A 12,769-nucleotide genomic window follows, 5' to 3' on the forward strand; every position below is an offset into this window, starting at 1 on the left:
CGCTTCTATTAAATAAGAGTTTCAAGCAACATACGTTCAACGCCGACCGTCCAGTCGGGCAGGTTCAGACCAAAGGCCTGTTGAAACTTCTCTGTGTTGAGTCTCGAGTTTGCCGGGCGTTGAGCCGGTGTCGGGAATGCACTGGTTGGCACAGCATTGATCGTCTGTACCTGAAGTTCGACGCCCTGCGCTCTGGCAAACTCTATGACTTTAGTGGCATAGGCATACCAGGTGGTCTCACCCGACGCGACAAGATGATAAATGCCAGCCACGGCCTGATCTTCCAGCGCCACTCTGATCGCGTGTGCGGTGCTATCTGCAATCAACTCAGCGCCCGTCGGTGCGCCAGACTGATCGTTGATGACTGACAGGGATTCCCGGTCTTTTGCCAGTTTCAGCATTGTTTTGGCAAAGTTGTTACCCTTCGCGGCATAGACCCAACTGGTGCGGAAAATCAGGTATTTCGTCATATTGCTGACAATAGCCTGCTCTCCTTCCAGCTTGGTCTGACCGTAGGTGTTAAGCGGCGCAGTAGCATCGTCTTCGCGCCATGGTTGATTACCAGAGCCGTCAAAAACATAGTCGGTAGAGTAATGAATTAACCATGCCCCTGTCTCTTCGGCGACTGCAGCCAAAGCTTCAATAGAAGTAGCGTTAACCAGCCGGGCCTTATCCTGCTCTGATTCCGCTTTATCTACCGCAGTGTAAGCGGTGGCATTGACGATAACCGCTGGCTTAATTCTGCGAACCGTTTCGGCCAGACCCGCTGGATTTTCAAAATCGCCACAATAGTCGGTTGACTGACGATCGACCACGATAAGATTGCCTAACGGCGCAAGCGCACGCTGCAATTCCCAGCCGACCTGTCCGTTTTTACCAAAAAGCAGAATATCCATTAGCTACGCTTCTCGTAGTTCTGTTCGATCCAGTTCTGATAGGCACCGCTCTTCACATGCTCAACCCACTGTGAATTATTGAGGTACCATTCAACGGTTTTCTTCAGACCCGTTTCAAAGGTCTCTTCCGGTTTCCAGCCAAGATCTTTCTCAATCTTAGCGGCATCAATGGCGTAACGACGATCGTGTCCCGGACGGTCCTGAACATAGGTGATCTGTTCACTATACTGTGTGGCTTTTGGACGCAGCTGGTCCAGCAGTTCGCAGACTTTCAGCACAACATCGATATTTTTCTTTTCGTTATGTCCACCGATGTTATACGTGGTGCCCGTCTCTGCATTTTTAACCACGGTGTAAAGAGCGCGCGCATGATCTTCAACATAGAGCCAGTCACGGATCTGGTCGCCCTTGCCATAGATTGGCAGTGGTTTACCTTCCAGCGCATTGCTGATGATCAGTGGAATGAGTTTCTCCGGAAAATGATAAGGACCGTAGTTGTTAGAACAGTTGGTTACGATGACTGGCAATTTATAAGTGCGGCCCCAGGCGCGAACCAGATGATCGCTGGCTGCTTTAGTCGAGGAGTAAGGGCTACTTGGGGCATAAGGGGTTTCTTCGGTAAACAGCGGTAAATCGCCGTCCATCTCATCCGGATGCGGTAGATCACCATACACTTCGTCAGTAGAAATATGGTGGAAACGAAATGCCGCTTTACGTTCTTCAGGCAATGCGCTCCAGTACTGGCGGCTCGCCTCTAACAGAGCATAGGTGCCTACCACGTTAGTCTGAACAAACTCAGCCGGACCGGTGATCGAGCGGTCTACATGACTTTCAGCGGCCAGATGCATGATAGCATCAGGCTGAAATTCATTTAACGCTTCAGTGATAGCCTGACCATCGCAGATATCGATCTGCTTAAAGGTGTAGCGAGGATTGCCGCTCACTTCTTTCAACGATTCAAGATTGCCTGCATAGGTAAGTTTATCAACGTTTATGACTTCATCATTTGTATTGTTGATAACATGACGCACAACCGCTGAACCGATAAAACCTGCACCACCAGTGATAAGTATCTTCATAACGTGTTTATTCCTGACAAGCTATCTGAGGCATGGGCGCCCGAATAAAAGCAGACAATCATAGGTGTTTTCAGAGCACGCTACCGCCCCTGGGTTACAGCTCCCACGATGCTGATTATCTTTGACCGAATGAGTATGCTGACAACAAGAATTCGCCAGATGTTCAGCATTCAGTTGATTGATATCACTTTATTAATGAAATTGTTTAAGTGGGTTTATCATTCAACAATCGTAAATTCTATCACTGAGGTATAGCTATTACGAATAAAATGCGTTTATGTCGCAGGTGTTAGTTCAACTAATGAGCACTTTTCTGGCGTAGGGGATGGTTGCTGATGCCTCAGGGTGATGCAATCAGAATTATGAGAAAGGTCTGATAAGATATTTCAAATCAAATATAAGAAAGGCGAACCAAAGTTCGCCTTTTTTCAACTACCTGAACCCATTCGGGTTCTTGCTCTGCCAGTTCCACGTGTCGCGCATCATCTCATCGATGCCGCGCGTTACGCGCCAGTCCAGCTCACGGTTCGCCAGAGAGGCATCGGCCCAGAACGCTGGCAGATCGCCGTCACGGCGCGGCTTGATCTCAAAGGGGATCGCTTTGCCAGAGGCCTTCTCAAACGCCTTAATCATCTCCAGCACAGAGAAACCTTTGCCGCCGCCCAGGTTAAAGGCGGTGTAGCCTTCAACTTTATTCAGGTGGTCCAGCGCTTTCAGGTGGCCTTCCGCCAGGTCTACCACATGGATGTAATCACGCAGACAGGTACCGTCTGGCGTATCGTAATCGCCGCCAAACACACCGAGCTTCTCCAGACGACCAATCGCGACCTGCGCGATGTAGGGCAGCAGGTTATTCGGGATGCCGGTCGGGTCTTCACCGATTTCGCCAGACTCGTGTGCGCCAACCGGGTTGAAGTAACGCAGGGCAATCGCCTTAAACTTCGGTTCTGCTTTGGCGAAGTCGCGCATGACGAATTCGGTCATCAGCTTTGAGGTGCCGTACGGACTGGTGGTGCCGCCAATTGGCGTAGTCTCAACGTAAGGAACCGGTGCATCTGCGCCATAGACGGTCGCTGATGAGCTGAAGATAAAGTTCCAGACGCCGGCATTACGCATCTCTTCCAGCAGCACCACGGTGCCCGCGACGTTGTTCTCGTAGTACTCCAGCGGCATGCGGGTCGACTCACCTACGGCTTTAAGCGCTGCAAAATGGATCACCGCTGAAATACTGTTAGCAGCAAACAGGTCACGCAGACAGGCACGGTCACGGATATCGCCTTCAACGAAGGTCGCTTTTTTACCCGCCAGTTTCTCAACGCGGTTAATCGCTTCGCGTGAGGCATTGCAGAGGTTATCCAGAACCACAACATCATCACCGCGCTGCAACAGCGCCAGTACCGTATGGGAGCCGATATAGCCTGCTCCACCCGTTACTAAAATTGCCATGTGAGCTCCTTTCAATCTGCCGCGCAGGACGCGGCGATTTAATTACTTTTGTTTTGCGAGAATCGTCTGGATAGCTTCGCGGAAATCGCGACCCTGCGCGTTGTTGCGCAGTCCGTAAGAGACGAACGCCTGCATGTAACCCAGTTTACGACCGCAGTCGAAACTGTGACCAGTCAGTAGAGAGACATCAACCGTTTTGTGCTTGCTCAGGCTGGCGATCGCATCGGTCAGCTGGATACGGCCCCACGCGCCTGGCTCAGTGCGCTCCAGTTCTGCCCAGATATCAGCAGAAAGCACATAGCGGCCTACCGCAGCCAGGTCAGAGCTCAGTCCGGCTGTATCTTCAGGCTTCTCAACGAAATCGGTGATGGTGCTGATGTCGCCTGGGTGATCGATCGGCTCTTCCGTGGTGATCACAGAGTACTCTGAGAGATCGGACGCCGGCATATGCTGCGCCAGAACCTGACTGTGGCCGGTCTCTTCAAAACGGGCAACCATCGCCGCGAGGTTATAACGCATGTGGTCAGCGGTAGAGTCATCCAGCAGGACGTCCGGCAGCACCACCACGAACGGGTTATCACCGATCATCGGGCGGGCACAGAGAATGGAGTGACCCAGGCCCAGCGGCTGCGCCTGGCGCACGTTCATGATGGTGACGCCTGGCGGGCAGATAGACTGCACTTCGCTCAGCAGCTGACGCTTCACGCGCGCTTCAAGCAGCGCTTCCAGCTCATAGGTGGTGTCGAAGTGGTTTTCAACGGCATTTTTCGATGCATGCGTGACCAGCACAATCTCTTTAATACCTGCGGCAACACACTCGTCAATGATGTACTGGATCATCGGTTTGTCGACGACAGGCAGCATCTCTTTCGGAATGGCTTTAGTCGCAGGGAGCATATGCATACCGAGGCCCGCAACCGGGATTACTGCTTTAAGCTTGGTCATATTTATTCCGTTTAATAAAATGAAGATGTGGGTCGATTATGCAGGATCGGCCGGAAGAGCAAGTATAATCTTTATCTGAAAAGCGGACAGTAACTCTCTGTCATAACTTGGAAATTCGGCACTTTGCCCATTGCCAGCGACACCATAAACTGAACAAAGACAATCAGTAATCGAATATTGCCACTGTGATCCGGAGCACTCTTCGTTGCAGGGCTGAGACCAGCCATAAATGAAAACGGGCGACCCTGAGGCCGCCCGTTGATATATCTGTGTGGTGATTACAGCCAGCCTTCAAACCACTCTGGCATCACGAACAGATTAAAGTGATTTACCAGCATCATCACGCCAACAAATACCACCGACACTGCCACCCACTGCCGGGCATATGGGATAAACCGAATGCCAATCACCGGCCTGATGAAGAACGGATGCGCCAGTGCCGAGATCAGGATCTGCGAGATAGAGAGCGTCAGTGCGACGTAGAGCACGTTTGGCCAGATAAAGGTGGTCGCCAGCACCGCCAGAACCACAATACTCGCCACGATGTTCCAGTAGAACTCCACGTTAGTGCGTCCGTTGGCCTGCGAAATCGCCCCGGTCAGACCGCCCATTGGTCGCAGCATGCCAAACAGCAGCATCAGCGGGATCAGGTGATAGACCTGCTCATGTGACGCGCCATACAGCACACGCACGATAACCGGCGAGAAGATACCAATAGCCAGATACATGGCGCTGCTGAACAGCATGATCCCCAGCGTACCTTTCAGGAACAGCTTTTTCAGCTGCTCGGCATCGTGCTGTTTCTCAGCAAAGCGCGGCAGTGCCAGACGGTTAATCACCGGCGTCACCAGCTTCAGCGGTTGCAGCACCAGCTCTTTCGCCAGTGAGTAAACGCCCAGCATCTCTGCGCCCATGACTTTACCGACCACCAGCGCATCGGCCTGGGTACGCAGCTGGTTAATGGTCTGCGAACCGAGCTGATAGCTGCCGTAGCGAATTGCGCCGAAGAAGGTCGCTTTGTCGAACTCCCAGGTCGGACGCCATGACTTCTCACCCAGCGCAATCATGCAGAGGATGCGGGTAAAGGCATTGATGAACAGACCCAGAATCGCTGCCGCCACCGTCAGCGAGGTGAACTCGAGCATCGCGACCACACAGAGGAAGGCAAACAGCTTGGTGCCCATCTCAATCTTCGCCAGCGAGACCATCCGCTTGGTTTTGATATAGTGCGCCTGATACTGCGACAGATGACCCAGCACCAGGAAGTTCAGGCTGGTCAGCATGATCAGCCCGGTCAGCTCGGGCAGGTGATAGAACCAGGAGACCGGGAAGGCGATCAGCAACATGATCAACCCGGTACACAGGCTGAGAGAGACGTTCACCCAGTAGATGGTGCTCTGCTCACGACGGGTAATGTTCTGGCGATGCACCAGATAACTGCTCATCCCCATATCCTGCAGCACACCCGCCACCGCCAGGATGGCGTTGATGATGGCTAACAATCCCAGTTCGTGGGTTTCCAGTTTGCGGGCGAGAAAGCTCAGCTGTGCAACCTGCAGCACCGCGGAAAAGCAGGTGCTGCCAAACAGCCAAATCGCCTGTGACTTAAATCCACTCACACCAGTCGCTCCAGAATCTGTGCCAGTTCGCCATAGGCGATATGCTGATTAAATTCAGTCTCAACTTTGTGACGTGCGGCTGCGACGACCGGCGCCACATCCACTTCACCCTGAGACAGTTTCAGCAGCGTCTCCGCCAGTGCTTCAGGATCGTCCTCTTCCACCAGCCAGCCAGAAACATTATTCTCAATCAGCTCCGGAATGCCGCTGTGGAAGGTAGAGACCACCGGCAGGCCGACCGCCATCGCCTCCATCAGGGCGACCGGGATCCCTTCCATATCGCCATCTGCGGCAGTTTTGGACGGCAGCAGGAAGATGTCAGCCTCGCTCAGCGCACGACGGATCTCCTCCTGCGGCTTAAAGCCCGGCATGCTGACACAATCTTCCATCCCCTCGCGGGCGATGAAATCACGCATCATCTCATCCTGATCGCCGTTGCCGATAATGGTGTACTGAAACTGACCGCCACGCTGCTTCAGGATGGCGCTGGCTTTCACCGCCACATCCAGCCCTTTTTTCTCAGTCAGACGCGCCACCGATACGATACGCAGCGGCGTATGGAACGCCTGGCGCGGCTGGAAGTTAAACTTCTCCGGCTCAATGCCCATACGCGTCACGTGAATTTTCTCCGGCGGGCAGCCCATCTCAATCAGCTTGTTCTCCCACAGATGGCTGATAGGCAGCATCAGCTCACTCTGGCGGAACAGATTCACGTAGTCGAGTTTGTGCTCTTCCAGAATGTGACGACGGGAGATATCAGCGCCGTGAAAGACGGTCGCCTGTTTACCCTTAAGCACACCCAGTTCTCGTAGCTTGTTCGCCAGTGCACCGGCATAGCCGAAATGCACCAGAAACACATCTGCGGTAAAGGTCTGCTTAGCATTCGCCACAATCGACGGCAGCAGCAGTTTGCTGGACTGCGCGCCATAACGGCGCACATTCAGCGAACGCAGCAGCGACGGCTTCGTCACTTTTGGCAGCACCAGTTTGATACGCTGGTTGAGCTTATCGACAATTGAGATCTTCTCTTCCGGCAGCAGATAGTGGGTCTTCGCGGCCAGACCATACTCATCAAACGCCGCATGCCGGTTCACTAAATCGCCGGGAAAGACTGAAATAATCTCCACCTCGTAACCGGCATCAATAAAATGGGTCACCTGATTTAGTACGAATGTCTCAGAGGCAACCGGGAAACGCATGGTGAAAAAAGTCAGTTTCATCACATTACCCTAATACTTTGAGAATCTCTTCAGTGATCCGGTTGCCAATTTCCCTTTCATTCGCAACGGCCGTGTCGACCTTAAGCTTGATGTTGTCGTAGTCGGCAAGAACGGTTTTCACCTTGTCGATCAGCGAGCCGTCCATCAGGCTTTTCACATCGGTTGCCATCTGCGGCAGACCAAGCTGGTTCATTACACCCATCGACTTGTGCTCATAGTTGATCGCCACAGCCGGGGTGCCAAAGTTCATGGAGATAATCGCCGAGTGCAGGCGGGTACCGATAGTCAGATGGCAGTGACTTAACAGGATGCCCAGTTCCAGGTCATTAAACTCGTCCATGATGACATGGTAATGTTCTGGCTGTGCCACGTGGTCACGCAGCGTCAGCGCCACCATGCGGTCATCTTTGGCATAGCTGTCGATGCCGGTACAGGTGGAGAACGCCACAACCTGATAGCCTTCAGCAATCATCGCATTAATTACCCGGCCAAAGGCGGCTTCATACTCTTTCTGCGTCACGCCCAGACGTTTATCAAACGGTGCCAGTTCACGCACGGTGATCGCGATGGTTTTACGGCCAGCGATAATGCCCTGCCAGTAGCGCAGGTTGTGGCTCGGATTTTCGACTTCACGCGCACGTACCAGGAATGCAGTATCCACACCGGACGCCACTTTAGAGCTGGTCACGCCGTCGCGCTTCATCAGATCAAGGCTGACTGATTCACGCAGTACCAGGCTGTCGACCCGATCAAAGACAAAGTTCGCCAGCGCATTGACACGCGGGTTCTGGAAAGGTCCCACTGAGTGGCCGATCAGGTAGATCGGCTTTTTCGCCATCAGCGCACAGAGCGCATGGTCAAACTGAGTCACGCCATAGAGATCGACGAAGAAGGATCCGCCAACCTGAATAATCGCATCATACTTTGCCAGGCTTTCGGTAAAGGCCTGCAGGTGCGGCGGCACAGAGAATGACTTAAAGATCCCGCCCTTGCCCAGATGTGCCATCATGATATCGGGCATCAGACGGTTCGCCACTTTACGCTTAAACGAACCGACCAGACCTTTACCTGATTTGCTGTTGTGCAGATACAGCGCATCCTGCTGAATATCCTGCTGGAGCAGATAACCGGAGCTGGTTGGATAACGGCTAATAACATCAATGTCTAAATCACTGCGTGCAGACTTCATTGAATCGATCAGTCCACGAAGAATCGCGCCATCCCCGCGATTCCCACACGTATGGTTACCCACCAATAAAATTTTCATAACAACTCCGAATGAATTTTTTTTAATTCTGTAAGCCGCCCAGATCCGAAATGGGCAAAATGAACTCTGTTTAAAGTAATGCTTTACGGGATAACGCACCCAAAGGTACTGCTCCTGTTAAACCGGCCGCCTCCATCATGGCGGCCCTGAAACAAGGGGTTAAGACTTAATCGCGAAGTAAGGCAGCGCAACCTGTTTGCCGTTGATCACCACGGAAACAAAGCCTTCCGGCTTACTGGTATCGACCTGATCGGCGGAGAGCGGACGGGAAGCCATCAACAGATCGCCCTGCTCGTTGGCCCCCACGCCCGCTTTGCCGTTATGCAGGCTGAAACGCTGCGGCGCGCGTTTGGCCGCGTCGCCTGACGGTGGATTGCCCTTCTCCATGACCGCATTGACCCGCGCACAGCGACCGGTCACAAAGCGATCTTTACCGGTGGTTTTTATCAGCACGGCCGCCGACGGCGTCCAGCCTGCCAGTTTGACGTAGAGATGGACATCGGTGTCATGCTCGGCCACATAGCGCACATCCACAATCGGGCTGCTGCCTTCGGCCGACCAGCTCGCTTCCGACAGGTCTTTCTTACGCTGTACGTGGATCACTGCGCGACCGCCGGTGGTCTTGTCACCAATCAGGTTCATCAGCGGCTTATCACCACTGCCGTTACTGAACTGCGACTGACCAAAGATTTCGATCTCCCACGAATCACCCACCGTCGGTGAGTAAAGGCTGCCGAGATCAAACCAGGTCTCCTGATTTGTGTTGTTCTCTAAGCGCCAGCGCGAGGTGATGTAGTTGTACTTCAGGCTGCCATCCAGCGCGACACCATAGGACTCGACGCGGGTTGATCCCATCTCCCAGATGCTGAGCAGACGGTCGCCCTGCATGGAGTTGTCGATCCAGCTGCCCGACTGCAGGCTGGTCTGACGCATATTCAGACGGGTGTTGTGCGCGATCAGTGGATTCTTACAATCCTCCAGGCTCAGCGCATCAACGATCCACTGACCGTTAGAGAGGTCGCCCGGATTATCACAGTGTTCAATCCAGCCATTATGGATAATCGACTGGCCGCAGCGCGGCAGGTTAAGCACTTTGCCGCCACGGCAGTACTGCGCATTGAAGTTTGACAGCTCAATCGCGGTACTGTGGTCCCATTTGCCCTGCTTCTGACCTGACCAGCCCGATTTAATCACATCGCCGCTGCAGCGTGAGGCGTACCACTGGTCGATTTTACAATCGAGGGTATCCTGCAGGCTGATGGCCGTGCCGCCAACGGCGTTAAAGCGCAGGCAGGCACCCCGGAAATATTGTCCGCCAGGACAGTTGTTATGGAAAAAGCCCTGCTGGTTCGGACTCTTATCACTGTTGCCGTTGAAATTCAGGTTGGAAAGCTCGACACGACGGGCGTTCATCTGGAAGACGAACGCTGACTTACCATCCGAGACGATCGTGGTCGCCGGGAAGTAGCCGAAGTTCACCATCGCACCGGACATGCGGAAGAAGTTGAGATACTTGTCGCCCAGGTTACAGGCGGAAACCATGAAGGTACCGGCCGGGAACTGGACGCAGATCTGCTGGTTAGCCTGCTGCGACCAGTTGAACATCGCCATAATGGCGGGTGCCGTATCGGTCTGACCATCGGCAATCGCACCGAAATCAAACAGCGTCAGGCGGTTAAAATCATCGACAACGCGACGCCAGGAGAAACCCTCACCGGCAAAATTTACGCCGCCATCATTCGGAACGGTCTGGAAGCTGCCGACAAACTCGCCGCCGCCCACTTCCCGTCCTTCATGCCAGCTTTTCAGCTTAACCTTGGCCCCTTCAAACAGCGGGCGGGTTTTGCGTAACTCCGCCACGGACGGGATCTCACCAATCAGCTGATAACCCGCCGGCTGCGCCAGACGCTGACTGAAATCGGCGGCGCCCGGACGGCTGACATCGGCGATGTTAAACAGCGTCTGACCGTTGTTGTCCTCGACCGTCATCGAATGCGAAGGATCGGCAATCAGTGCAGCGTTGTCCTGAATAAACTGGGCAAAGTTGCCCTTGTTCAGCGTGATAGGCTGAGCAATCTCAGACACTTTACCGCTGGCATCACGCAGGAAGACCGGTATCTGGTTACCCGGTTTGCTGGCATCCACACCCGCTTTACCAATCCAGAGTTTGCCCTCGAAGCCCTGCCAGAACTGCGGCGGCATGGCGTAGACATTCTCAGGCGTCAGGATAGGCACGTCGCCCTTAGGGATAGCCGCTGCATCAACCGGCTTCAGGGCAATGCCGTTACTTTTTGCAGCGTAGCTGGAAAAGGTGCTCACGGAGAGAGCCCCCACCAGAGCGGAGGCGGCGGTCTGTAAAACTTCTCTTCTTTTCATGCATCAATTCCCGTAGTCAATAAGGCCATTGGCCATGGCGGTGTCCCTGAGGCACGTCGCAAGTGAGCTTTTCCAGCTCCGGTTAAACCAATGACAGCCAGCTTTGCTTAATCTGGTTACCGTCGAATTTCAGCGCGGTTTGTTTCGTTTTTTCGCTCATGGCATAGAACAGCGCGTCATTGCTGGCAAGCTGCTCCATTCGGGCCAGAAACGTGGCTTTGTCATTCATCGGCACCAGGAACCCATCTTCACCGTGGTTAATGATCTCCTGTGGCCCGGTCGGGCAGTCATACGCCACCACCGGCAGTGACCAGGATTTTGCTTCCAGCAGTACCAGTGGCAAGCCCTCGTAGCGCGACGTCATCAGCGCCATGTCGCTGTCGCGATAGTAGTCATTGATATTGCTGACCTTGCCGACAAACTTCACGCTGTCGGTAATGCCCAGCACGGCCGCCTGATCATGCAACTGCTGACGCAGTTCGCCGTCACCGGCAATCACCAGCGTCCAGTCAGCATGAGTGCGGGCGAAGTCGCGCCAGATATCCAGCAGCAAATCAAAACCCTTCTGGTTATCCAGACGGCCCACCGCCAGCGCCTGACGATGACGGGTCTGACGCTGATAGCCTTTGTATACCACCGGGTTGGGGATTGACTTGCTGGGAATGCGCCAGCGGCTGAACACCTGATGATCTTTTTCGGTCAGAACAATCACGCGGTCGTAGTAGCGCAGCAGCAGAAACTTGAGGAACTTGATTGGTTTGCTGAAGGAGTTAATGGCGATATGTTCGCAGGCGTAGGCTTTGCCCCGCTTCTTCTTCATGGCCAGCAGATTCCAGAAGGCGAACATCACGCTCAGGCGACCCATGCTGATCAGGAAAACGGTGTCGAAACCCTCTTCGTTGATGCGGGCTACCGCGCTTTTAATCGGGTTGCTCTGCCCTTCGAAGCTGACGATCTCTCTGACATGCTCAAACGGATAAAAGGTTTTACCGCTGCCTTCCAGCGAGTAGATGGTGACGTCATGCGTTTCGCCAAGACACTCTGACATAAAGTTACAGATGTTCTCGGTGCCCGCATACGAATAAGCATCTTTGATCACCAGGACAATTTTTTTCATGAAACGCTATCCACCTCAAATTTTAAAGACAATCCTGCCCACAGACTTAACGATGCTTAAGGGTAAACAGCACACCATTCACCATATACCAGGCGTAATAGTAATAGATTTTTAAAGGATTGTTTTTATAGATAATTCTTAATAATTCAAGGTGCCACTGGGCGGCTTTGTTCTTATTACGTGAAAGGGAATCGCCTAATTCGTAATAGTTGACCAGAATCGTCTGAATTACGCGCGCCTGCTTATAGCGGGTGAATAATTCATACAAAAACAGGAAATCTTCGTGGCCTTTGCGCTGGAAGAAAAGCCCCTGCGATGGACGGCGGAAACAGACGGAAGAAAAGCAGACGCGATACTGCTTCTTCACAAAGTTTTCCTGCTGCAGGTACGGTTTGCTGTAGGTAATGTCGTGCTCGGCTTTGCGGGTTTTATAGTGATACTCGGTAATCACAAAATCATCACCTGCCGCGATGGCCGCAACCTGCTGGCTCAGCTTATCGGCATGCCACTCATCGTCGCTGTCGAGAAAAGCGATAATCTCTTCAGTCGCCGCGCGCAGTCCGACGTTGCGGGTCTCTGCTGCGCCCATGTTGACCGCGTTATCCAGAATGGTAATGCGCGGATCCTGACAATGCTCACGCACAAATTCCAGCGAGTCATCCGTGGACTTATCGTTGACCAGATAGAGGTGCCAGTCGGTATAGTGCTGATTGATAACCGATTGCACAGCGCGTAATACCGTCTGACGTGCATTATACATAGGCATGACAATGCCAACGGTTCCAACAGAAGTATTCATCTTCA

General features: G+C 53.2%; 10 protein-coding genes. All 10 read right to left on the bottom strand.

The features are described 5' to 3' along the window. Positions 1-8 precede the first annotated feature (8 nt). The 10 genes from rfbD to BY447_RS04385 all read right to left on the bottom strand — a co-directional run bounded on the left by rfbD (position 9) and on the right by BY447_RS04385 (position 12,764). Complete coding sequence (rfbD, locus tag BY447_RS04340; RefSeq protein ID WP_110330622.1) at positions 9-896, bottom strand: dTDP-4-dehydrorhamnose reductase; 888 nt, start codon at positions 894-896, stop codon at positions 9-11. Continuing rightward, the gene (gene rfbB, locus BY447_RS04345) at positions 896-1,975 is read right to left on the bottom strand and encodes a dTDP-glucose 4,6-dehydratase (protein WP_110330623.1); all 1,080 of its coding nucleotides are present in this window, start codon (positions 1,973-1,975) and stop codon (positions 896-898) included. The genes rfbD and rfbB overlap by 1 nt, the downstream gene beginning before the upstream one ends. Positions 1,976-2,407: 432 nt before the next feature. Next, a complete protein-coding gene (gene galE, locus BY447_RS04350) occupies positions 2,408-3,421 on the bottom strand; it encodes a UDP-glucose 4-epimerase GalE (RefSeq protein ID WP_110330624.1) in 1,014 nt (337 codons plus the stop codon). 42 nt (positions 3,422-3,463) lie between these two features. Beyond that, entirely contained in the window at positions 3,464-4,366 is a 903-nt protein-coding gene (gene galF / locus BY447_RS04355) for a UTP--glucose-1-phosphate uridylyltransferase GalF (RefSeq protein ID WP_013358455.1), read from the bottom strand. Positions 4,367-4,644: 278 nt separating this feature from the next. Continuing rightward, complete coding sequence (locus tag BY447_RS04360; RefSeq protein WP_033783657.1) at positions 4,645-5,985, bottom strand: lipopolysaccharide biosynthesis protein; 1,341 nt, start codon at positions 5,983-5,985, stop codon at positions 4,645-4,647. Beyond that, positions 5,982-7,205, bottom strand: a complete 1,224-nt coding sequence (locus BY447_RS04365) for a glycosyltransferase (RefSeq protein WP_013358457.1) — start codon at positions 7,203-7,205, stop codon at positions 5,982-5,984. Before BY447_RS04365 ends, BY447_RS04360 begins: the two co-directional genes overlap by 4 nt. A gap of 4 nt (positions 7,206-7,209) precedes the next feature. Next, positions 7,210-8,472, bottom strand: coding sequence for a colanic acid biosynthesis pyruvyl transferase WcaK (wcaK, locus tag BY447_RS04370; RefSeq protein WP_110330625.1), 1,263 nt, complete (start codon positions 8,470-8,472; stop codon positions 7,210-7,212). 159 nt (positions 8,473-8,631) lie between these two features. Next, entirely contained in the window at positions 8,632-10,848 is a 2,217-nt protein-coding gene (locus BY447_RS04375) for a phage tailspike protein (protein ID WP_110330626.1), read from the bottom strand. Positions 10,849-10,930: 82 nt separating this feature from the next. Further along, positions 10,931-11,965 (bottom strand): glycosyltransferase, encoded by a 1,035-nt coding sequence (locus BY447_RS04380; RefSeq protein WP_110330627.1) that lies wholly within the window; start codon positions 11,963-11,965, stop codon positions 10,931-10,933. 46 nt (positions 11,966-12,011) lie between these two features. Next, positions 12,012-12,764 carry a glycosyltransferase family 2 protein gene (locus BY447_RS04385; RefSeq protein ID WP_110330628.1) on the bottom strand — a complete coding sequence of 251 codons (753 nt, stop codon included), beginning with the start codon at positions 12,762-12,764 and terminating at the stop codon, positions 12,012-12,014. Positions 12,765-12,769: the final 5 nt, after the last annotated feature.

Origin of the sequence: Pantoea sp. JKS000250 (genome assembly GCF_003201065.1) — a bacterium.
Classification (GTDB): domain Bacteria; phylum Pseudomonadota; class Gammaproteobacteria; order Enterobacterales; family Enterobacteriaceae; genus Pantoea; species Pantoea vagans.

Bases quoted from the DNA above. Each gene is read 5' to 3' on its own strand.
- rfbD (WP_110330622.1), bottom strand. From the start codon at position 896: ATGGATATTCTGCTTTTTGGTAAAAACGGACAGGTCGGCTGGGAATTG.
- rfbB (WP_110330623.1), bottom strand. From the start codon at position 1,975: ATGAAGATACTTATCACTGGTGGTGCAGGTTTTATCGGTTCAGCGGTT.
- galE (WP_110330624.1), bottom strand. From the start codon at position 3,421: ATGGCAATTTTAGTAACGGGTGGAGCAGGCTATATCGGCTCCCATACG.
- galF (WP_013358455.1), bottom strand. From the start codon at position 4,366: ATGACCAAGCTTAAAGCAGTAATCCCGGTTGCGGGCCTCGGTATGCAT.
- BY447_RS04365 (WP_013358457.1), bottom strand. From the start codon at position 7,205: ATGAAACTGACTTTTTTCACCATGCGTTTCCCGGTTGCCTCTGAGACA.
- wcaK (WP_110330625.1), bottom strand. From the start codon at position 8,472: ATGAAAATTTTATTGGTGGGTAACCATACGTGTGGGAATCGCGGGGAT.
- BY447_RS04375 (WP_110330626.1), bottom strand. From the start codon at position 10,848: ATGAAAAGAAGAGAAGTTTTACAGACCGCCGCCTCCGCTCTGGTGGGG.
- BY447_RS04380 (WP_110330627.1), bottom strand. From the start codon at position 11,965: ATGAAAAAAATTGTCCTGGTGATCAAAGATGCTTATTCGTATGCGGGC.
- BY447_RS04385 (WP_110330628.1), bottom strand. From the start codon at position 12,764: ATGAATACTTCTGTTGGAACCGTTGGCATTGTCATGCCTATGTATAAT.